Raw genomic sequence first — 20,889 nt, forward strand, 5'->3', positions numbered from 1 at the left:
AGAAATGGCCGATTTTATTTCTGACAAATCTTTTGAAGGTTTAGATTTTACAATTAAACCTTTACCCAAGGGGGAATATGAAAACTGCGTATTTAAGAGCTGTAATTTCTCTAATGGTTATCTAGACAATCAGAACTTCATGGAGTGCACCTTTGTAGCATGCAACCTTAGCAACACTAATGTTGCACACACGCAATTCAACGGGGTTTTATTTAATCATTGTAAAATGATGGGGATAGATTTCGAGGAAGCAACTAGTTTTTTAATGGATTTTACCTTTGAACATTGCGTCTTACAGCTATCCTCTTTTGTTGGTCTATCTCTTAAAAAAACACACTTTCTGGATTGCAAACTAATCGAGGTCGATTTTACAAAGTCAGATTTAACACAATCCCTCTTTGAGAAATGCGATTTAAACAGGGCTATCTTCGACAATAGCATATTAGAAAAAGTAAATTTTACTTCAGCCTATAATTTTATTATTGATCCCGAAATTAATCGCATGAAAAACGCCGTATTTACCCCAAAACAGCTGCCCCAACTGTTAAAAAAACACCAACTTCAAATTAAAAACTAATACCGAACAAGGTATATCATACAGCTATTATTTACCCAATTTCATAAAAATAGCACTATCCAATTGTAATCGGATAATTTGTACCTTGTAACAAAGCATAATCTCATGAAACCAGTTCTAATCCTGTTTTTATTTTTAGGAAGTATGTCTCATGCTCAAAACACCATGTCATTAGAGAATGATGCCATTTCCCCCAAAGCCGTCATTGAAGAGATAGCATGGATGACAGGGCATTGGAAAGGTGAAGCCTTTGGAGGTATCACAGAAGAAATATGGAGTCCGCCAAATGCTGGTTCCATGATGTTTGTTTTCAGATTAATTGTCGAAGAAGAAGTCAATTTTTATGAAATTGGGCATATTAGAGAAGTAGATAACACCTTAACCTTTGAACTGAAACATTTTGACAAGGAATTAAAAGGGTGGGAAGCGAAAGAAGAAGTTCAAAGTTTTAAGTTGGTTAAAGTAGCAGAGAATCGGCTCTATTTTGATGGGTTTACCTTTGAAAGAATCAGTCCTAACGAAATAAATATTTATGGTCTTATTCACCAGAATGACGGTACGGAAGAAGAGGTTAAGTTCAATTACAAAAGGCAATAAATGAAGAAAAAATGCTTAGAGTGCGGAACAGAAATTATAGGCCGTATCGATAAAAAATTCTGCAACGATTACTGCCGTAATGCCTATAACAACAAAATAAATAAGGATAGTAAAAACCTTATACGTAATATTAATAATAGGTTGCGTAAAAACTATCGTGTGCTAGATAGTTTTAAACTAACGGATGGTAAAACCAAAACAACCCGAACCCGATTATTGGACAAAGGATTTGATTTTGATTTCATTACCAACCTCTACACCACTAAAAAAGGAACTACCTATTATTTTGTCTATGACTTAGGCTATCTGCCCTTGGATAACGATTATTATATGATCGTAAAAAGAGAATAACAAGCCTTAAGTCCCATGATTTCTATACACGGATTAAGACAAAAATATAGCTATCCTTATTATTTATGTCCATGTAGGTAAGAAATATGGTCTTTTACGGCTAAACCTGAACTAGGCATTCCGAATCTTACTATATCGTAGCTGACAATTTAGAAAAAAATACTTGAAAGCGTATAGAGAATTGTGTTTCCCCTTTGGGAGTTGAGGGGGGGGTCTATTTCCAATTCTGCCCACTCAATTTTAAAGCCGCGATTACGATATCCTTACGACTAATCTGTCCTACAAGCAGACCATTCTTCATTACAGGAAGTCTACGTCTGTTATGCTTATCGAAAATACCGGCAGCATCAAAGATAGAGATATCGTGCGGTATGGTTTCCACATTTTTCGTCATATACTTCTCTACACTTTTATCCAATATAGGTTGATTAAAATAACGGCTTTCAGAAATTTGTTTCATGCAATCCGCTTCGGAAACAATCCCTACTAAAAAACCATTACTGTCTAGAACCGGGCCTCCTGAAATATGGTGCTTTGCAAACTGTTCCATGACTTCTAAAATAGATTGCTCGGGGCTAAATGTAACCAGTTTAGTAGTCATATAATCAGAGACCAAAATAGGCGCTTCAAATTCTTTTTTTACGATCTTGCGTATCCCTTGAAAGCTCTTGATTCCCATACTATTTTATTTAAAGGTTGATTATTAAAGATAGAAAAAAATTATGAATTTGTTAAAAAAACTCGTCGTATGACTGCTTATCTTTAAGGTTTTCAGATTTTGATCATTAAATTCAAGGTTGTAAATGATCTCAGGGGCAAGCCTTAGAGTATTGAACCTTTTGGCGGTGCCGATAAAAACTATTGTTTAGATAAAATCTATAGGTATTACTATTTAAAAATGATTCTTTGGTAAGAGATACAATTGGAATTATAGGAATTGGTTGGTTAGGCCTGCCATTGGCAACGGCATTTATAGCTGAAGGGTACGTGGTAAAAGGCTCTACCACTTCAGCAGCTAAAATAGATACCTTTAAGAGCGAAGGGATTATCCCGTATCACATTGAAATTTCAGAAGCTGAAATTACAGGGGAAATCGATAACTTTCTAAAGGATGTTACTTATCTAATCATCAATGTACCTCCAGGCCTAAGAGGCGAAGGCCCCAAGGAAAGTTATGTCAAGAAAATGCAATTACTGCACCAAGAAGTACGTAGATCGGCCATAAAACATATTCTATTCGTAAGCAGCACTTCCGTTTATGGTGAGGTTACGGGAGATGTAGACGAGGAAACCGTTCCAAGGCCCACTTCGGAATCGGGAGTACAACTATTGGCATCAGAGAACATATTTAGAGGGAACAAATCCTTAAATACCACGATTCTACGTTTTGCTGGCCTAATAGGTCCTTCAAGACATCCGGTTACCATTTTATCGAAGAAAAAGAATCTCAGCGATGGTAATGCGCCAGTGAACTTAATTCACCGAGATGATTGTGTTGCTATTATCAAAGGGATTATTTTAGAAAAGCAATGGGGTAAAATTTTTAATGGAGTACATCCAGAGCATCCAACTAAAAAGGACTATTATACCCAAATTGCTAAAGCAAGAAATCTAAAAAAACCTGATTATCAAATAGTTAAAGATAAAAAATATAAGAAAATTAATACTTGTAAGTTTTTTCTTATTAATAAACAATCGCTTTTTACCTCACTCTACAGTTAATTGACCACAAGAATTCATCAGTTGACAACATTTGCTACTGTTTCATGTTAATATACTCCTGATTCTTAGATAGTTATCGATGAAATACATATCTTTATATAACATTAAAAACAAAATGTTATGGAAAAATCAAAAGTACGGGAGAAGGTTTTAATGGAATTAGAAAACCTTATTGCCCTAAGTTGTAAAGACCCAAAAGGATATAAGAAATTCAATCGCTTGCATGTAGCACTTTTAAAAAAGCATTATAATGCAGCAGATGTTACTATCGATTATCACAGAAATAGAGTGCAAATGGATATTATTCTGGACGATGACATATTCCAAGCAGAGAAAGTAAATGTTAACATTCCTACGCTATACACCAATTTATTGTTTCTGAATCTTAGAAAATTCTTGAAATCTTGCATAGATAAAGACCAAAAAAGTATTGGTTTCTATGCCCAAATTCTAAGTTCTTTTCATCGGAAAGAAAACCAGTTCACATTGGCTTAAATCATATTTCTATAAAAGAAAAAAGGGCATTCGTAGATGCTCTTTTTTTGTTTCTAACATTTAAAGCTTTCCTTAACAGGTTCTTAGGGAATATTTTAATAGTTTAGCGCACCAAAAATTGATAAATAATGAAAAAATTACTTTTTGCGCTTGTACTTATAATTAGTTTTAATGGGGTCGCGCAAACCAAAACCGAATTACAAAAGCACTATGAAGCATTTTATGATGAAATGCGATTACAAGGTGATATTGATGGTGTTATCAATGCCCTAACACATCTAAATATTCTTTCCCCATCTAAAGAACGAAAGGATACCTTGGCCTATATCTATGCCAACGACAATAGACACTTACAGGCTTTAAATACCATAGGTATAGAAAAACTTGCTACAGATTCAGATTTAGCCGTACAGGTAAAGGCAATATCCCTGAAAGCACTGAACCAGCCAAAAAGAGCTTTGGAACAGTTTGAAGTTTTGAACACTAGAACTCCTAATGCCTATTTGGCCTATGAATTGGCAGACTTAAAAATACAACTTGGAGATAACGCAGGAGCATCAACTAATGTGGACTACGGTTTGGCGAATGCCAAAGACGACATGAAATACGCTTTTTACGAAAGACAGCAACCCTACGAAGTTCCTTTAAAAGCAGCTTTCCTTCATTTAAAAGCTTTGATACAATTTAATCAGAACAAAGATGATATCGATGGGGCTATCGCCATATTGGACGAGGCACTTAAAATAGATCCTAATTTTAATTTGGCCAGTTTAAGCAAGCAAGCGCTGACCTCTAGAAAAGAAGCACCAGCGGAGACCGGGGGAACTAAACAATAGATTTAAAACTTATGGTATTAAAACGGGTGGACAAATGTCCGCCCGTTTTAGTTTTTAGATAGTTTTTCCAATAAGGAATTATCACTATCCTTTTTAATGGCTATAAGTTCGCTAACATGCTCGTTAGGCACCGCGATGGAAAGTACATAATGTGCTATTTTCCAACCTATATCCGTCTTTCTTAAAACTCCCGAACCTCTGCATAGTTTCATTTGAGTATTCAACAGCTCGTCGAACCATGCAAAATCTTGCGCCTCATCAACGTAAATATTTCGCTCCACCGCAGTAAAGCTCCATGCCTTACCTTTATCAAAGTGAGGTTTCGAGTAGGCTTTAAAGGCAGGAATATTCCAATTCTCCATGGCATCGGTTCCAATGAACACAGCATCTGTAGTCATTAAATCAAAATAAGCATCAAATTCTGCATTACTGGCGGCTTTATGCCATGTATCCAAGGTAGTAGCTATGGCTTCCTTCGTGCCGTCTTGTGCTGACGTGAGGGAACCCACCAAAAATAACAAAATGCTAATTTTTTTCATTTGGAAATAAATCTTCCGGTAAATTACTGTTTACCACAATATTAAAATGTTCGCGTAGATTATTGAAAGCACCTATCATTTCTTTTATAGAAGTTTCTGGGTCTTGTCTATATTCCAAATCACCCTTGATTTTCAAAATATAAGTTTTCAATACCTTTTGACGTCCACGTATCTGTGGAATATCAAATGGTACGGGATAATTGGATTTTGCCCATAATTTCTGTGATTCTACCAATTCCTCTAGGGTAAGAACAAAATCTTCACGGTACTCCGTTTTATACAGTCTATCAAAATTGGCCTCAAAAGCATTATACGCTTTCCAATCCTTTAAAATGGCAAGCGCTTTTCTATTTACGCTCGTTTTTTTAGGTAGTGCTGAAACATCAACTGACCAACCAGAATCTTGAAGCTCAGAAGCACCTGTAGCAGCATCCTTACAAGAACTTAATAATAGTACAAAACAGATAAGCCAAAAGGTTTTTCGCATAGAACGAAGGTACAAATTTTAAGAAAAGGTATCTTTACGGCACCACTCATTTAACTTCATTTTAGATGCAAAAATATTTCTTGATAATCGGTGCCTGTGGGCAAATAGGAACAGAACTTACTTTAGCGCTGCGCTCCAAATACGGAAATGACAAGGTAATCGCCAGTGATATTAGAGAGGGTAGTGAAAGTCTGATGGCTTCCGGTCCTTTTGAAATTTTAGACGCAACGGATTACGATGCGCTGGAAGAGGTCATCGCTTACTATGAAATTAGCGAGGTCTATTTAATGGCGGCCATGTTAAGTGCTACCGCTGAGAAATTTCCGATGCGCGCATGGAACTTAAATATGAATTCCCTTTTCAACGTGCTCAATTTAGGGAAAGAGAAAAAAGTAGATAAAATCTTTTGGCCTTCCAGCATTGCCGTTTTTGGACCGAACACACCAAAGGAGGATACGCCTCAGAATACAATAATGGAACCCAGTACCGTATACGGAATAAGTAAACAAAGTGGGGAGCGTTGGTGCGAGTATTACTTTAACAAGTTTAATGTTGACGTGCGCAGTATTCGTTATCCAGGTTTAATAAGTTGGAAGACAATGCCTGGTGGTGGCACTACTGATTATGCCGTAGAAATTTATCACAAGGCTATTTCTGAGGGCGAGTATACCTGCTTTCTAAAAGAAGATACCGCGTTGCCAATGATGTTCATGGATGATGCCATTAGAGCTACCCTACAAATTATGGAGACAGCGGAAGAACGGATTAAAGTACGCTCCTCCTATAATCTATCCGCGATGAGTTTTACTCCTGCGGAAATGGCTACTAGTATTCAAAAAGAATTGCCTGGTTTTCAAGTTTCGTTTGATCCGGATTTCAGACAGTCCATAGCAGATTCCTGGCCCAGCAGTATAAACGATACCAATGCACAAGAAGATTGGGGTTGGAAAGCCGAGTTTGATTTAGCGAAAACTACCAACGAGATGTTGGCGAATTTAAGTAGCTAACCGCGCGTTCGTAAAATGCTACAGGTAAGCCCTTAGAACTTTATTTCTGGATTTATTCCTTAATAAGCGTAACGCTTTTTCTTTTATTTGTCTGACCCTTTCCCTTGTTAAATCGAATATTTCACCAATTTCATTAAGACTCATCGGGTGACGTTCGCCAATACCAAAGTAAAGACGCACAATGTCCTGCTCCCTATCCGGTAAAGTATCCAATGCGAGATCAATATCGGTTGAAAGGGAATCTTTCATCACCTTTTGGTCCGGACTTGAAGCATTTTTTGATTGCATTACATGGTACAAACTAGAAGTTTCTCCTTCTCGCAAAGGTGCATCCATAGAAATATGTCTTCCAGAATTTTTCGTAGCCCCCTTAACTTTAGCTACACTGATATCCAATTCACCAGCAATTTCCTCGGCGGATGGTTGGCGCTGATATTTCTGCTCTAAGTTAGAGTGTACCTTATATATTTTACTGATAGTTCCTATTTTGTTCAGAGGTAAGCGCACCACTCTGGACTGTTCGGATATGGCCTGTAAGATGGATTGCCGTATCCACCATACTGCATATGAAATGAACTTGAACCCGCGGGTTTCGTCAAAACGTTTGGCTGCTTTGACCAATCCTAAATTTCCTTCGTTAATGAGGTCCGAAAGTCGTAATCCCCTACCTTGATATTGCTTTGCGGCAGAAACTACAAAACGTAAGTTAGCATTCACCAATTTATTCAAAGCCCCTTGATCACCTTCTCGTATTCTTATCGCCAGTTCCACCTCTTCCTCTGCCGTTATCATATCTAATTTAGATATTTCCTGAAAATACTTTTCTAAAGATTTGGAATCCCTGTTGGTAATCTGCTTTGTAATTTTTAATTGGCGCATAAATATGTTTTAGTTTAATTTTCTTTCTTAAACTATCATTTTATGCCAGAAATACAAGTAATTGACGTGTTTTTTAGCTCTTTTGTCCAAAAATGGACAATTATAGTGTAAAATTTACCATGAAGCGATCTCTAATGAACAATACACCAGCTTCCTAAAAAAGATGCCATATTAACCCTAATTTTTATGAAAAGTACTCTTAAGGCTACACTGGTGGTTATGACGTCAGAAACGAGAACATAAAATTCAGTTCCTCCTATAATGTATCTGTCATGAGTTTTACTCCTGCGGAGATGGCTACCAGTATTCAAAAAGAATTGCCTGATTTTCAAGTATCGTTTAATCTGATTTCAGGAAGGCCATCGCAGATTCTTGGCCTAGCAGTATAAACGATACCGACGCACAAGAGGATTGGGGTTGGAAGGCTAAGTTTGACCTGACCAAAACGACCAAAGAAATGTTAGACAATTTAGGCTAACTACTAAACTTCAACTTCTTCTCAATCGCTACGATCATCTCATTGGCAATATCCTTACCAGTTGCGTTTTCTATACCTTCCAATCCAGGAGAGGAGTTTACCTCTAATAAAAGCGGTCCTTTATTAGACCGAATGATATCTACCCCCGCTACTGCCAAATCCAGGATTTTAGCGGCTTTTATCGCAAGTTTCTTTTCCTCCGAAGTTATTTTAACGATAGAAGCCTTTCCTCCTTGATGGATATTGGCCCTAAATTCCCCTTTTTGCGCCTGCCGTTGCATACTGGCGACAACTTTACCATTGACCACAAAACATCGAATATCCTGCCCGTTAGCTTCCTTAATAAATTCTTGTACCAAAATATTGGTATTTACACTTTTAAAAGCATTGATTACACTTTCAGCTGCCTTATTGGTCTCTGCCAATACTACTCCTTTACCCTGCGTACTCTCCAACAGTTTTATAATTAAGGGGGCACCATTGACCATCTTTATCAGGTCTTTAGTATCCATAGGGGACTTGGCAAAACCGGTAATAGGAATATGGATATCGTTTTTAGAGAATAATTGAGATGCGAACAACTTATCGCGAGACTGTGTAATGGCCTCAGCGGAATTCTGACAGTAAGCACCCAAGTTATTGAACTGCCGTATCAAAGCACAACCGTAGAAAGTTACCGACGGTTTTATGCGTGGTATGACCGCATCGAAATCAGTAAGTATATTACCCCCTCTATAACGTATTTCGGGAGACTGGGCATCTAATTTCATATAGGCCAGCTCTACGTTCAAAAACTGAATCTCATGCCCAAGTGCCTCTGCGGCCTCAATAATTCTCTTATTACTGTATAAGTTAGGATTGCTAGCCAACAGAGCTATTTTTAACCCTGTCTTTTCCTTTTTGAAAGGAGCGTACTTGGCCGATATCTGTTCATTGGAAAAATCCTGTACCACATAGCTCAATGCAGGATTTACGATGTAGCGCTCCGTCAACGCTTCTCTTCCCAATAACATGCGGAACTCCATTGTATCCCTATTTGCCAAGGTTACTTCAATATCAAAAGTATCTTCACCGAGCGTCACAGGTGTCTTTACCACCAAGCGCTCTTCAGAAATACCAGAGGAACTTTTCACCATACGCCTATCTACCAAGCGCGCTTCACAGACAATAGTAATGCTTCTATTTTCCTGTAGTGGATTCACCTCAAAACGCACCCATTCTTGCGTACCTTTTGTAATGACCTTTAAATTAGTGGCCTGTATGGAAGATGTTTTCGCTCCTGAATCTACCCTGGCCTTAATGGCAGGAACTCCTAGACCTTCGAAAACACACCACTCTTCACTACCAATTATTTTTAAATCGTTCAAAATCTTTATTTTTTTCTAAGTTCAAAAATATCGGTTCTACGGTCCTTTAGATTTCTTACCGCACCGAATTGATTCAATTCCCGCAACAAGTCGATATCTACATCGGCAATCAGTATCATTTCCGTATTTGGCGTGGCCTCGGCCTTAATCCCGTTGGTGGGAAAAGAAAAATCGCAAGGTGTAAAAACCATGGATTGCGCAAATTGGATATCCATATTCTGCACATTGGGCAAATTCCCCACACTACCCGCAATAGCCACATAACATTCGTTCTCTATAGCCCTTGCCTGCGCACAGTGTCTAACCCGGGAGTACCCGTTCTGGGTATCCGTTAAAAAGGGTACAAAAAGAATGTCCATACCCTCATCTGCCAGAAGACGACTTAGTTCTGGAAATTCGGAATCGTAACAAATAAGCACCCCTATTTTACCACAGTCCGTATCAAATGCCTTAAGTTGCGTACCCCCTTGCATACCCCAAACTTTAGCTTCATCCGGGGTAACATGTAACTTTTCATAACGCTCCATACTTCCATCTCGTCTGCATAGATAACCCACATTATAAAGTCTCCCATTAATCATTTGCGGCATGCTTCCCGTGATAATATTGATGTTATAAGAAATTGAAAATTCCGAGAACTTCTGTACGATAGCTTCGGTATGTTTAGCAAGCTCCCGTATGGCATCCGCTGTGGACAAATGGTTGTCCTTTGCCATTAGGGGGGCGTTAAAAAACTCTGGGAAAAGCGCAAAATCCGCGCGGTAGCCAGAGACCGCATCCACAAAATATTCTGCCTGCTGCAACAGCTCCTCTAAATCTTTATAAGGACGCATTTGCCACTGTATTAACCCTAAGCGAATTACCGTCTTTTTCGTAGCCGCCTTTTTGGATGGTTTTTGATAGTAAATATTGTCCCACTCCATTAGAATGGCAAACTCTCCAGATGCCAAATCTCCGTCTAAATAGCCTTTCATCACTTTTGCCGGATGAAAATCATTGCTGATTTGAAAATTGAGCACGGGGTCTTGTATCTCTTTACGACGCACCTTGGCGATATATTCTTTTGGGGTCAACGCTTCTGCATAGGTATGATAATTGGGCATACGACCACCAAAAACAATACTCTTAAGGTTAAGCTTCTCACAAAGTTCCTTTCTATAATCATACAGCCTACGGCCCAATCGTAATCCTCTGAACTCTGGTTTTATAAAAACCTCGATACCGTAGAGTACATCTCCATCTGGATTATGTGTCTTAAAAGAATAATTACCCGTTATCTGTTCGTAGGTATGATTATCATCGAACTTATCGTAATCTACAATTATGGAAAGGGCTACACCGGCCAATTGTCCGTTGATCTTAATGACAACTTGACCATCAGGAAACTTCTTGATCAGGGCTTCTATATGTTTTTCTTTCCAGTAAGCTCCGGGCATATTGGAGTATGCCGATATCATCACAGTTTTTAATTCCTGATAATCGTTCAGGTCTAAAAACTTTAATTCAATATTTTCTATATGTTCTATTTTCATACTTCTTTGCATAAAAAAATGGGATTTTCGTTATGAAAATCCCGTGGTATATTTTTAATTGGAAATTCAGTGAAATTTATTCGTCATCATCTCCGTCTACCATGTCCTTAGGGTCTGGCTCCACCACTGCTTCTGGGTCGTCGTCATCAAAATCCTCATAATCCGACTCATCATAATTTTCCATGGTATATTCCAGTTTCTCACTGATTTTTACCAAATATTTAGTGTCATGAGTTAACACCTCTACCGCCTCTACACGCTCACCATGAGCATTTCTGAACGAAATGATATCCCTATCATCATAACCATCCGGGTAACGGGCCACGGTGATTTTCAGCACTTCTGGAGTCAACTTTTTAAAGTCAACGATCACTTTTTTTAAATGTGCATGTTTATCCATAATTATAAATTTAAAAGATACGCAAAAACTAAAGGCGCTACAATAGTGGCATCACTTTCAATGATAAATTTTGGTGTGTCAACATCCAGTTTTCCCCATGTAATTTTCTCATTAGGAACGGCTCCTGAGTAAGAACCATAACTCGTTGTACTATCACTTATCTGACAAAAATAACTCCAAAACGGTGTGTCCGTGCGTTCCATATCCTGATAGAGCATGGGAACCACACAGATTGGAAAATCTCCTGCAATACCGCCTCCAATTTGGAAGAATCCGATTCCATTGGATGAATTATCCGTATACCAATCCGCTAAGAATGTCATGTACTCTATTCCCGATTTCATCGTGCTGGCCTTCAGCGCTCCCTTTAGGACATAGGAAGCAAAAATATTTCCCATGGTACTATCTTCCCAACCGGGACAAACGATAGGGAGGTTTTTTTCCGCAGCGGCATACATCCAAGAATCTTTAAGGTCTATTTCATAGTGTTCTTCCAAAACACCCGAAAGCAATAGTTTGTACATATACTCATGAGGCAGATAACGTTCTCCCTTTGCTTCTGCATCCAGCCAAATTTTTACAATATGTTCCTGTATTCTTCTAAACGCCTCTTCCTCTGGAATGCAGGTATCCGTTACACGGTTTAATCCCTTCTCTAGCAAGTCCCACTCATCTTGGGGCGTTAAATCGCGATAATGAGGAACACGTTTGTAATGCGAATGTGCTACCAAATTCATGATATCCTCCTCCAAATTGGCGCCAGTACATGAAATTATCTGGACTTTATCCTTGCGAATCATCTCCGCAAAAATCTTACCCAGTTCGGCCGTACTCATTGCACCGGCCAAAGAAACCAACATTTTAGCCCCATTGTTCAACTGCTCCTCATAGCCTTTGGCAGCGTCTACTACAGCTGCTGCGTTAAAGTGTAGATAGTGTTTTTCGATAAAATTTGAGATTGCTCCTTTAGTCTTCATCATCTTGAAATTTTAATCCGTTATTGGATTTATAATCCACATCGTAAGTGTTATCATAGTCTTTGTCTATGTCTTGTCCCATAAATTTATAGCTCAACATTTTATAATAGAGTTTTGCAGCAAGAAAATCCGAAGATTTATCTACTTTATTTGGACAAAGTTCAACGATATCAAAACCGACTACATTTTTCTCTTCAAAAACCTGTTTTAAAAATTCCAGTGTTTCGTACCACAATAAGCCACCTGGCTCGGGAGTTCCCGTAGAAGGAAGTATTGAAGGGTCTAAAGCATCCAGGTCAAAAGTAATGAATACATTGTTCGACATGGCCTCTATAACCTTATCCATCCAATATTCATCTGTAACCATATCATGGGCAAAGAATATCTTTTCCGCATCCATAAAGGTTTTCTCAATAGCGTCCATAGAGCGTATTCCTACCTGAACCAAATTGGTGTTTTGGCTCGCCTCGTGTACGGCACAAGCATGGTTATAGGCAGTACCCTCATAGGACTCGCGTAAATCTGCATGAGCATCGATATGCAATACCGTAAGATTATCAAAACATTCATTAAAAGCTCTAATGCTTCCTATAGAAATAGAATGCTCGCCACCAAATAGGGTTACGAATTTATTCCGTTTTATATATTCTTTAGTGGTTTTATGTACAGCATTAACCATAGCTTCCGGGGAAGTATTCTCCGTAATAGCCTCAGTCAAATGTATGCCTTGCAGGTATACTTCCGACTCCGTCTCAATATCATAGAGCTCCATGTTCTCCGAGGCTTCTAAGAAAGCTTCTGGGCCCTTGTCAGCTCCTTTACCCCAAGTACTTGTCCCGTCGTAAGGAACAGGGATTAAAATCACTTTTGCGGTTTCCAGTTGTGCGAATTCGTCAGCGATACCTGCGTAATTCTTTGTTGATTTCATGATTATTATAAATGTTATGCCTTAGGCAATTATGGTTTCTTGTTCTTGGTTCGTTTCTTGTTGTTCGGGGATTATGATTTTACCATACCCTAGGATTTTCAATAAATCTTGCGCCTTTTGTTGTGGGTTGAACAAAGTGGTCATTAGATTACCCTCATCGTCCCTATCAATTAAAACATGTTTTGGTTGCGGAATTAGACAATGTTGTAAGCCGCCATAACCTCCTATGGTTTCTTGGTACGCTCCAGTATTAAAAAATCCAATATACAAAGGTTTATCCCGCTTGTATTTAGGTAAATAGATAGCGTTCATGTTTTGTTCACTATTATAGTAATCATCACTATCACAGGTAAGTCCACCCAAAAGCACACGCTCGTATTCATCGTTCCAACGGTTAATGGGCAGCATGATAAAACGTTTGTTTATTGCCCAAGTATCTGGCAACGTAGTTATAAAAGAAGAGTCTATCATATTCCATTTTTCCCTATCGTTCTGTTGCTTTTGATAAAGGATTTCATAAATGGCACCACCACTTTCCCCAACGGTAAAGCTTCCGAATTCGGTAAAAATGTTAGGCACGGGCACCTCGGCTTCTGAACAGGTAATATTGATTTGATTAATAATTTCATCGACCATGTATTCATAATCATAATCGAATGCCAAACTGTTTTTTATGGGGAAACCTCCACCAATGTTTAAGCTGTCCAAAGACGGACAAACCTTTTTCAACTTAACGTATACTTTTAAACATTTAACCAATTCGTTCCAATAATAGGCATTATCGCGAATACCGGTATTAATGAAAAAATGAAGCATTTTAAGCTCTACTTTATCATTGCTCTTAATTTGATCTTCATAAAAAGGAACAATATTTTTATAGCCAATGCCCAAGCGAGAGGTATAAAACTCGAATTTCGGTTCCTCTTCCGACGCAATCCTAATACCTACTTGAAAATCGTCCTTAATAACGTCACAGAGTAAATCTATCTCCTCGTAATTATCTATAATGGGGATACAATTACGATGACCTTTATTGATCAGTCTTCCTATGTTCTCAATGTATTGCGCTCTTTTAAAACCGTTACAAAGCACATAGGTATCGTCCTTAATCTTCCCTACACTTTTGAGTTCTTCCACAATATTAATGTCAAAAGCCGATGAAGTTTCAATATGAATGGTATTTTTCAGCGCCTCATGCAACACATGCTGAAAATGGGAGCTTTTTGTACAGTAACAATACTTATACGTACCCTTGTATTCATATTTATCAATGGCTTTCTCGAACCAACGTTGGGCTCTTTGAATGTTGTCCGATATTTTAGGTAAATAGGTAAATTTTAGAGGACTCCCGTACTGTGCGATTAATTTTTTTAAATCGATTCTATGAAAGTGCAAGTGCTCTCCTTCTAAAGTAAATTCTTCTTGAGGGAAATCATAGGTTTGTTCTATGAGGTCAATATATTTGGTATTCATGCTATATAAATAATTATGCTTTAAAATTCGGTAAAATTAAAAATGGAAAGTGTTGCTAGACGTTAATAAAATGTAAGCAAAATGAAAATCAAATGATGATTTGCTCCTGAGTAGTAGCAATAAAAAAGTAGTTGTGCTGTGGCCGCACAATCGGAGAGTTTAAAACGGAAGTAAGCTTTAAAATTCGGTCACTCATCTTATAAGTTACTTTAAGGTTTGACTTCCTGACCCCCCAAAGCCCGAACATATAAACATTACATATCATGTTCAGCTAAATGCTAAATACAAAGTAGCGCACGGCTACTTAGACCATGCAAATGAAATCATTTTTTTTGAAAAAAAAGTTTTTTTGACAAAATAATTTAAAAGCTTAAGTTTCTTACAGCCAGCAAGTTATGTACTTATTTTTCGAATAATTGAAAATGGAGGTAAAAAACTTATGTTCAAAATCGAATTGTAGCCTCGGCAAGAATCGAACTTGCATCTAAAGTTTAGGAAACTTCTATTCTATCCATTGAACTACGAGGCCAAAAAATCAAGAGTGCTAAATTAAGATTTTTGGGTATTCTTTAAAAATCTCAAAAGAAGCAATTATCACTAATAAAAAAAGCAAATAACTATGAACTCTGATACTTGAGCTAGACACCTGTATTTGTATTTGATTATTCGTACACCTCAACAATCATCTCTACCTCGACGGCCATATTACCTGGTAAGGAGCCCATACCTACTGCAGCTCTAGCGTGTTTTCCTGCATCGCCAAAGACGGCCACCATCAAATCCGAATAGCCATTGATAACTTTAGAATGATCCTTAAAATCAGTTTCCGCATTCACCATACCCTTAACCTTTACAACCCTTTTTACCTTGTTCAGGTTACCCAGTTCCGCTTTTAAGACAGATAGCTGATTAATGGCTACTTCCCGTGCAGCGGTATAACCGTCTTCAATAGTTAAATCTGCGCCTAATTTCCCTACAATATTCTTACCATTGGCTTGTTTTGGCCCTTTACCCGCCAAAAAAATTAGATTTCCTGTTCGTACAGCATGTACATAGTTAGCAACAGGCGTTCCTTGATTCCTAAGTGTAATGTTTAGCTCTCCAAGTTTAGCCTCCGGATTGTAATCACTAGGGATTACAGCTGCGGATCCATTCGCAACAGTTTTCAGTTCTAATTTTTTATTTGATTCGGTTCCGCAGGATAAAAGAAGTACTAAAACGAACCCTAGTATCAAGTTTTTCATAACACAGACTATTTAGAATTTCAAATTATAGATTCATCATAAAAATATGACAATATGTTAACCTTATAGCACTAAGCATAGGATTTAGCTAAAAAACGCTAAAAATTATTTCATTTTTACTAGATTAGCGTATTAACCAAACCAATAAAACTAATTGTATATGGAAAATTCTAAGGTAAATGCAAATAGGTTGTTTTACGGGAGTTGTTTTGCTTTAATTACTACTGCATTCTCTTTTGCTATAGCAGCGGGAATTTTAGACCAATTAAAGACTGAATTAGAATTAACGGCAAGTCAAGCAGGACTTATTGCCTCTATGTGGTTTTTAGGATTTCCGATTTCTATGGTCATCGGCGGTCTTATTTATCACAAGGTAGGAGGTAAGGCTATTATGCAATTTGCCTTTTTTGCCCATGCGGTTGGAATCATAATGCTTATTTTTTCTGGCAGCTATGTACTCTTACTTATCGCAAACCTGCTCATAGGATTAGGTAACGGGTGCACCGAGGCGGCTTGCAATCCTATGATTGCGGACGCTTATCAGGGAAATAAAATGAGTAAAATGCTCAACCGTTTTCATATGTGGTTTCCAGGAGGTATTGCAATTGGCAGCCTAATATCTGGACTAATGACGGATAACGGGATTATGGGTCAAAGTCAAATGTGGCTCTTATTGATTCCTACAGTGATTTATGCTTATTTATTTTTTGGACAGGACTGGCCAAAAGCAAAAATTCAAGAGGCATCGGACATCAGTACAAATCTAAAATCCCTTGTAACTCCTCTTTTTCTTTTCATCGGTATTTGTATGTCTTTAACAGCAATATCCGAATTTGGGCCTAACCAATGGGTGAGCCTTATTCTATCTAAAAGCGGTGCACAACCTACATTAATCCTAGCGCTAACCGCGGGTCTTATGGCCATAGCTCGCTATTTTGGGGGAGATATGGTAAAACGCTTTGACCAAACCGGTGTATTATTGGGCTCTGCCATTTTAGCAACAATAGGTGTATATCTTTTTAGCACCCAAACAGGGGCAATGGCTTATGTTGCCGCAGTTATCTTTGCGTTGGGAATCGCCTATTTCTGGCCTAATATGATTGGTTTAGTCGCTACCAAGGTACCTAAAAGCGGTGCTTTAGGTATGTCGGTTGTAGGGGCCATTGGTATGTTCGCGAATTCAATTTTCCAACCCATAATTGGAGGTTGGATCGATGCTGATAAAGCTGATGCAGTTGCACAAGGCTTAACTGGAGATGAATTAGAGTTGGTTTCTGGACAAGCTACTTTAGGTACGATGATTATTTTCCCAGGCCTATTGATTATTCTGTTTACCATACTTTATTTTTGGTTAAAGAATAGAAAAGATGAAGTAGAAATGGCAACCGCCTAGATATAATATACATTATACAGAATGCCCAAACAATTCTCTGTTTGGGCATTCTGTATTTCAATCGTTGGCTATCTTCTATGCTATCAAAAGCTCTAATATCTGAATCGCCGCTTCACTTATTTTAGTCCCAGGGCCAAAAACTGCAACCGCGCCGGCCTCCAACAAAAAGGGATAATCCTGTTTGGGAACCACACCACCTACAATGACCATAATATCTTCGCGACCATACTTTTTCAGCTCCGCGATAACGGCCGGCACCAAGGTTTTATGTCCGGCGGCCAAGGAAGAAACACCTAAAATATGTACGTCGTTTTCAACTGCTTGTTTTGCGGCTTCCTGCGGGGTTTGAAACAAGGGGCCAATATCTACGTCAAAACCGAGGTCGGCATATCCTGTAGCGACTACCTTAGCCCCACGGTCATGCCCATCCTGACCCATTTTTGCTATCATAATCCTGGGCCTGCGGCCATCCTGCTCTGCAAATACATCCGCAAGTTCCTGTGCCTTTTTAAAACTATCGTCGTTCTTTATTTCTTTGGAATACACTCCTGTAAATGATTTAATTTCTGCTTTATGACGCCCAAAAGCGACTTCCAAGGCGTCGCTAATTTCGCCCAAGGTGGCCCTAGCTCTTGCGGCATTTACGGCTAAAGCTAACAAATTATCGGCGGCTCCATTACCGGCTATTTTATTTTTAGCTGCTTCCGTCAAGTTCTCTAAACAAGTGTTAACTGCCTTGGCATCCCTACCTTCCTTAATCGTTTTCAAGCGTTCCATCTGTTCCTTACGAACGGCTTGGTTGTCTACCTCCAAAATCTGTAAATCGTCCTCTTCCGCCAATCGGTATTTATTTACACCTACCAACACATCTTGGCCGCTATCCAACCTTGCCTGTTTTCTGGCAGCGGCCTCTTCTATGCGCATTTTGGGAATTCCGGCTTCAATGGCCATTGTCATTCCGCCCAAATCTTCTACCTCGGCCATGAGCTCCCATGCCTTTTCCGCTAGCTCCTGCGTCAAAGATTCTACATAGTAGCTGCCCGCCCATGGATCCACTGTCTTGGTGATTTTGGTTTCTTCCTGCAGGTATATCTGGGTTTCGCGCGCAATCCGTGCCGAAAAATCCGTCGGTAAAGCAATGGCCTCGTCCAAGGCATTGGTATGTAAACTCTGTGTCCCGCCAAAAACCGCAGCGGCGGCTTCTATAGTGGTCCGCGCCACATTATTGAACGGGTCTTGTTCCGTAAGGCTCCAACCGCTGGTCTGGCAATGGGTCCGTAATGCTAAGGATTTATCTGTTTGGGGATGAAACTGTTTTACCAATTTCGCCCATAACATACGTGCCGCGCGCATTTTGGCGATTTCCATAAAGTGGTTCATTCCAATACCCCAAAAGAAAGAAAGTCGCGGGGCAAAATCATCGATCTTTAGACCGGCCTTTATTCCGGTGCGTATGTATTCCAATCCATCCGCCAAGGTATAGGCCAATTCCATGTGTGCTGGCGCACCCGCTTCGTGCATGTGGTACCCAGAGATACTAATGCTATTAAATTTGGGCATAAACTTGCTCGTATACTCGAAAATATCGGCTACCAGTTGCATGGAAGGTTTAGGCGGATAGATATAGGTGTTCCGCACCATAAACTCTTTTAAAATATCGTTCTGTATAGTGCCTGCCAAAAGCTCCTTGGTAACACCCTGCTCTTCAGCTGCAACGATATAAAAAGCCATAATGGGCAACACGGCACCGTTCATGGTCATGGAAACCGACATCCTATCCAAGGGAATTCCATCGAACAAAATTTTCATATCCTCCACGGAATCAATTGCAACGCCCGCTTTTCCCACATCGCCCACCACACGTTCGTGATCACTATCATAACCTCTATGGGTAGGCAGGTCAAAAGCAACGGACAGGCCTTTTTGTCCGCCCTTTAAATTCCGTCGGTAAAATGCATTACTCTCTTGTGCTGTAGAAAAACCCGCATATTGGCGAATGGTCCAAGGTCTACGAACATACATCGTTGAATATGGCCCGCGTAAATACGGTGGAATTCCTGCTGCAAAATTCAGATGCTCAGCATCCTTTATATCGTCTCTGGAATAGGTTTTTTTTAGGGCGATATTTTCTGCGGTAACGAAACCCTTATCCGTATTTACAGTAGGTTTATCTCCTTCATTTGAAGTGACGGCCAAGGCATTTAAGGTAAGCTTATCCAGGTTCTTTCTACTCATCATTCAATCTGTTTTGTTCCAAAGTTTCCGCCAAGCGTTTTTCTATAATGGGCACCAATAATGTTTTCCTAGGCTTGGTTTTTACAAAAGGATAAAGCTCCAAGTTCTCCTTCATGGTATCCGTTTCGTTTTGGAACTTATTGGTTCCTACCAGAACTTCCGTTTGTTCATCAAAACGTTGCTGTTGCTTTTGGGCAGCTTCTTTTATTTTTCCTTGAACGGTGTGCTCCTTTAGTTGCTTTAAGAATCCACCACCATGCTCTATGCTCTTTAATAGTTCCAAGCCCTTTTCCGCCAACTGTTTTGTTAACGATGCTATATAATAAGATCCATCCGATGCATTGGTTACTTTATCAAAATAACTTTCCTCCTTTAGTAGGAGTACTTGATTTAGCGCAATACGTTCCCCAAATTCGTTCGTTTTATGGTAGATGGCGTCATAGGGCATATTAATGACGGTATTTGCGCCGCCCAATACGGCGGACATGCACTCGGTAGTAGTCCGGAGCATATTTATATTGTAATCGTAAAGTGTTTTATTTCTTTTAGATGGATATGCAACGATATGGCAATCCAAAGTAAAACCGTAAATCGAAACCAAATTTTCCCAAAGAATTCTCAAGGCCCTTAGTTTTGCGATTTCAAAGAAATAATTACCTCCTACGGCTACTTTAAATACCATAGAATTAAGCTGCGCAGCACGTTCACCGCTATCCAAATGATTCAAATATTCGTTCGCATGTGCCATGGCGTAGCCCAATTGCTGTACCATGGTAGCACCCGCATTTTCATATAAGGAAACATCCACACTTAAAACATGTGGTGCAGTTGTTTTCAACATACGGTCTAGAGCTTCGTGGTCTTTTTCTAGACTGGTGAACCAGTTTCCAGTTCGTGCCAAATTTCCGATGATATCTACATTGAAAAAAATAGCATCTTCATGACCTTTGGCAACCTCCAAAACCAATTGCATATAATCTACTGAAAGAAATTCCATCCGCAAGTAAACAGCAGTTTTACTTAAATCAATGCCTTTCAACAACTCAGAAATAGATATAGTTTCGGACGGAATGATAAAGTGTACCCGCTCGGCCCCGCTTTTCAATAGTTTGATAGCCTTTTCATTGGCCATTACCGCATTACCGGCATAAATTTCCTGACCAATGTACCAACCCTGTTCGGAGTTAGGAGCATCTAAGCCCATATCCGACATGGAATCTTCATGGTAAAAAGGCTTTACTTTTATGCCTTCGGGCGATTCCCAGACCAAGGTATTGTTATAGTCCGCCCCCTTAAGGTCGTACTGGATTTTTTGTTTCCAGGCCTTTTCGGAAACTGCTTCAAATTCGTTGAATAGTTTTTGTTTCATATA

Annotated in this window: 21 protein-coding genes and 1 tRNA gene; 8 read left to right on the forward strand and 14 right to left on the reverse strand. The window is 39.1% G+C overall.

All coding sequences use genetic code 11. The annotated features are described in order from the left end of the window. The first annotated feature begins 4 nt into the window (after positions 1-4). From SJY09_RS12045 to SJY09_RS12055, 3 genes are all read left to right on the forward strand, one after another. Positions 5-577, forward strand: coding sequence for a pentapeptide repeat-containing protein (locus SJY09_RS12045; RefSeq protein WP_396635966.1), 573 nt, complete (start codon positions 5-7; stop codon positions 575-577). A gap of 105 nt (positions 578-682) precedes the next feature. After that, positions 683-1,174: a DUF6265 family protein gene (locus tag SJY09_RS12050; RefSeq protein ID WP_396635967.1), complete on the forward strand. Its 492-nt coding sequence runs from the start codon at positions 683-685 to the stop codon at positions 1,172-1,174. Further along, the gene (locus SJY09_RS12055) at positions 1,175-1,525 is read left to right on the forward strand and encodes a hypothetical protein (RefSeq protein WP_396635968.1); all 351 of its coding nucleotides are present in this window, start codon (positions 1,175-1,177) and stop codon (positions 1,523-1,525) included. It abuts the gene before it with no gap. 214 nt (positions 1,526-1,739) lie between these two features. Here the strand turns inward: SJY09_RS12055 and SJY09_RS12060 are convergent, their stop codons facing one another. Next, the gene (locus SJY09_RS12060; protein WP_396635969.1) at positions 1,740-2,204 is read right to left on the reverse strand and encodes a CBS domain-containing protein; all 465 of its coding nucleotides are present in this window, start codon (positions 2,202-2,204) and stop codon (positions 1,740-1,742) included. Positions 2,205-2,431: 227 nt separating this feature from the next. On the opposite strand from SJY09_RS12060, the gene SJY09_RS12065 reads away from it, so the two are divergent. From SJY09_RS12065 to SJY09_RS12075, 3 genes are all read left to right on the forward strand, one after another. Next, complete coding sequence (locus SJY09_RS12065; RefSeq protein WP_396635970.1) at positions 2,432-3,247, forward strand: NAD-dependent epimerase/dehydratase family protein; 816 nt, start codon at positions 2,432-2,434, stop codon at positions 3,245-3,247. A 120-nt stretch (positions 3,248-3,367) separates the two neighbouring features. Then, positions 3,368-3,742, forward strand: a complete 375-nt coding sequence (locus tag SJY09_RS12070) for a hypothetical protein (protein ID WP_396635971.1) — start codon at positions 3,368-3,370, stop codon at positions 3,740-3,742. Between the two features lie 128 nt (positions 3,743-3,870). Continuing rightward, complete coding sequence (locus SJY09_RS12075; protein WP_396635972.1) at positions 3,871-4,578, forward strand: hypothetical protein; 708 nt, start codon at positions 3,871-3,873, stop codon at positions 4,576-4,578. A gap of 47 nt (positions 4,579-4,625) precedes the next feature. On the opposite strand, the gene SJY09_RS12080 is transcribed toward SJY09_RS12075, so the two are convergent. Together SJY09_RS12080 and SJY09_RS12085 are read right to left on the reverse strand one after the other, a co-directional pair. Then, complete coding sequence (locus SJY09_RS12080) at positions 4,626-5,117, reverse strand: nuclear transport factor 2 family protein (RefSeq protein ID WP_396635973.1); 492 nt, start codon at positions 5,115-5,117, stop codon at positions 4,626-4,628. Beyond that, on the reverse strand, positions 5,104-5,604 hold the full coding sequence (locus SJY09_RS12085; RefSeq protein ID WP_396635974.1) for a hypothetical protein: 501 nt from the start codon (positions 5,602-5,604) through the stop codon (positions 5,104-5,106). The genes SJY09_RS12080 and SJY09_RS12085 overlap by 14 nt, the downstream gene beginning before the upstream one ends. Positions 5,605-5,669: 65 nt before the next feature. On the opposite strand from SJY09_RS12085, the gene SJY09_RS12090 reads away from it, so the two are divergent. Beyond that, entirely contained in the window at positions 5,670-6,611 is a 942-nt protein-coding gene (locus SJY09_RS12090; protein WP_396635975.1) for an NAD-dependent epimerase/dehydratase family protein, read from the forward strand. Between the two features lie 18 nt (positions 6,612-6,629). Here the strand turns inward: SJY09_RS12090 and SJY09_RS12095 are convergent, their stop codons facing one another. The 9 genes from SJY09_RS12095 to SJY09_RS12135 all read right to left on the reverse strand — a co-directional run bounded on the left by SJY09_RS12095 (position 6,630) and on the right by SJY09_RS12135 (position 15,889). Beyond that, positions 6,630-7,490 carry an RNA polymerase sigma factor RpoD/SigA gene (locus SJY09_RS12095; RefSeq protein ID WP_396635976.1) on the reverse strand — a complete coding sequence of 287 codons (861 nt, stop codon included), beginning with the start codon at positions 7,488-7,490 and terminating at the stop codon, positions 6,630-6,632. 474 nt (positions 7,491-7,964) lie between these two features. Beyond that, positions 7,965-9,335 carry a 30S ribosomal protein S6--L-glutamate ligase gene (rimK, locus tag SJY09_RS12100; RefSeq protein ID WP_396635977.1) on the reverse strand — a complete coding sequence of 457 codons (1,371 nt, stop codon included), beginning with the start codon at positions 9,333-9,335 and terminating at the stop codon, positions 7,965-7,967. 5 nt (positions 9,336-9,340) lie between these two features. Further along, positions 9,341-10,867, reverse strand: coding sequence for a GNAT family N-acetyltransferase (locus SJY09_RS12105; RefSeq protein WP_396638630.1), 1,527 nt, complete (start codon positions 10,865-10,867; stop codon positions 9,341-9,343). Between the two features lie 76 nt (positions 10,868-10,943). Next, a complete protein-coding gene (locus SJY09_RS12110; protein ID WP_396635978.1) occupies positions 10,944-11,267 on the reverse strand; it encodes a hypothetical protein in 324 nt (107 codons plus the stop codon). 2 nt (positions 11,268-11,269) lie between these two features. Continuing rightward, a complete protein-coding gene (locus SJY09_RS12115; RefSeq protein ID WP_396638631.1) occupies positions 11,270-12,244 on the reverse strand; it encodes a deoxyhypusine synthase family protein in 975 nt (324 codons plus the stop codon). Next, positions 12,234-13,172 carry an agmatinase gene (gene speB / locus SJY09_RS12120; protein WP_396635979.1) on the reverse strand — a complete coding sequence of 313 codons (939 nt, stop codon included), beginning with the start codon at positions 13,170-13,172 and terminating at the stop codon, positions 12,234-12,236. The genes SJY09_RS12115 and speB overlap by 11 nt, the downstream gene beginning before the upstream one ends. A gap of 21 nt (positions 13,173-13,193) precedes the next feature. Beyond that, entirely contained in the window at positions 13,194-14,645 is a 1,452-nt protein-coding gene (locus SJY09_RS12125; RefSeq protein WP_396635980.1) for an arginine decarboxylase, read from the reverse strand. A gap of 457 nt (positions 14,646-15,102) precedes the next feature. Then, positions 15,103-15,174, reverse strand: a tRNA-Arg gene (locus SJY09_RS12130). 133 nt (positions 15,175-15,307) lie between these two features. Then, complete coding sequence (locus SJY09_RS12135) at positions 15,308-15,889, reverse strand: RidA family protein (protein ID WP_396635981.1); 582 nt, start codon at positions 15,887-15,889, stop codon at positions 15,308-15,310. Positions 15,890-16,049: 160 nt separating this feature from the next. Between SJY09_RS12135 and SJY09_RS12140 the strand changes: the two genes are divergently transcribed. Further along, a complete protein-coding gene (locus SJY09_RS12140) occupies positions 16,050-17,282 on the forward strand; it encodes an MFS transporter (protein WP_396635982.1) in 1,233 nt (410 codons plus the stop codon). Positions 17,283-17,357: 75 nt separating this feature from the next. On the opposite strand, the gene scpA is transcribed toward SJY09_RS12140, so the two are convergent. Both scpA and SJY09_RS12150 read right to left on the reverse strand, forming a co-directional pair. After that, on the reverse strand, positions 17,358-19,517 hold the full coding sequence (scpA, locus tag SJY09_RS12145; protein ID WP_396638632.1) for a methylmalonyl-CoA mutase: 2,160 nt from the start codon (positions 19,515-19,517) through the stop codon (positions 17,358-17,360). After that, positions 19,510-20,886 carry a methylmalonyl-CoA mutase subunit beta gene (locus SJY09_RS12150; protein WP_396635983.1) on the reverse strand — a complete coding sequence of 459 codons (1,377 nt, stop codon included), beginning with the start codon at positions 20,884-20,886 and terminating at the stop codon, positions 19,510-19,512. The genes scpA and SJY09_RS12150 overlap by 8 nt, the downstream gene beginning before the upstream one ends. Positions 20,887-20,889: the final 3 nt, after the last annotated feature.

The organism is Maribacter sp. R77961, from assembly GCF_044594925.1.
Lineage (GTDB): Bacteria > Bacteroidota > Bacteroidia > Flavobacteriales > Flavobacteriaceae > Maribacter.

Excerpts from the sequence above, each read along its gene's own strand:
- SJY09_RS12045 (WP_396635966.1), top strand. The coding sequence starts at position 5 with ATGGCCGATTTTATTTCTGACAAATCTTTTGAAGGTTTAGATTTTACA.
- SJY09_RS12140 (WP_396635982.1), top strand. The coding sequence starts at position 16,050 with ATGGAAAATTCTAAGGTAAATGCAAATAGGTTGTTTTACGGGAGTTGT.
- SJY09_RS12085 (WP_396635974.1), bottom strand. The coding sequence starts at position 5,604 with ATGCGAAAAACCTTTTGGCTTATCTGTTTTGTACTATTATTAAGTTCT.
- SJY09_RS12090 (WP_396635975.1), top strand. The coding sequence starts at position 5,670 with ATGCAAAAATATTTCTTGATAATCGGTGCCTGTGGGCAAATAGGAACA.
- SJY09_RS12055 (WP_396635968.1), top strand. The coding sequence starts at position 1,175 with ATGAAGAAAAAATGCTTAGAGTGCGGAACAGAAATTATAGGCCGTATC.
- SJY09_RS12060 (WP_396635969.1), bottom strand. The coding sequence starts at position 2,204 with ATGGGAATCAAGAGCTTTCAAGGGATACGCAAGATCGTAAAAAAAGAA.
- SJY09_RS12125 (WP_396635980.1), bottom strand. The coding sequence starts at position 14,645 with ATGAATACCAAATATATTGACCTCATAGAACAAACCTATGATTTCCCT.
- SJY09_RS12075 (WP_396635972.1), top strand. The coding sequence starts at position 3,871 with ATGAAAAAATTACTTTTTGCGCTTGTACTTATAATTAGTTTTAATGGG.
- SJY09_RS12110 (WP_396635978.1), bottom strand. The coding sequence starts at position 11,267 with ATGGATAAACATGCACATTTAAAAAAAGTGATCGTTGACTTTAAAAAG.
- scpA (WP_396638632.1), bottom strand. The coding sequence starts at position 19,517 with ATGAGTAGAAAGAACCTGGATAAGCTTACCTTAAATGCCTTGGCCGTC.
- SJY09_RS12095 (WP_396635976.1), bottom strand. The coding sequence starts at position 7,490 with ATGCGCCAATTAAAAATTACAAAGCAGATTACCAACAGGGATTCCAAA.
- SJY09_RS12070 (WP_396635971.1), top strand. The coding sequence starts at position 3,368 with ATGGAAAAATCAAAAGTACGGGAGAAGGTTTTAATGGAATTAGAAAAC.
- SJY09_RS12105 (WP_396638630.1), bottom strand. The coding sequence starts at position 10,867 with ATGAAAATAGAACATATAGAAAATATTGAATTAAAGTTTTTAGACCTG.
- SJY09_RS12050 (WP_396635967.1), top strand. The coding sequence starts at position 683 with ATGAAACCAGTTCTAATCCTGTTTTTATTTTTAGGAAGTATGTCTCAT.
- SJY09_RS12135 (WP_396635981.1), bottom strand. The coding sequence starts at position 15,889 with ATGAAAAACTTGATACTAGGGTTCGTTTTAGTACTTCTTTTATCCTGC.
- speB (WP_396635979.1), bottom strand. The coding sequence starts at position 13,172 with ATGAAATCAACAAAGAATTACGCAGGTATCGCTGACGAATTCGCACAA.
- SJY09_RS12150 (WP_396635983.1), bottom strand. The coding sequence starts at position 20,886 with ATGAAACAAAAACTATTCAACGAATTTGAAGCAGTTTCCGAAAAGGCC.
- SJY09_RS12115 (WP_396638631.1), bottom strand. The coding sequence starts at position 12,244 with ATGAAGACTAAAGGAGCAATCTCAAATTTTATCGAAAAACACTATCTA.
- SJY09_RS12080 (WP_396635973.1), bottom strand. The coding sequence starts at position 5,117 with ATGAAAAAAATTAGCATTTTGTTATTTTTGGTGGGTTCCCTCACGTCA.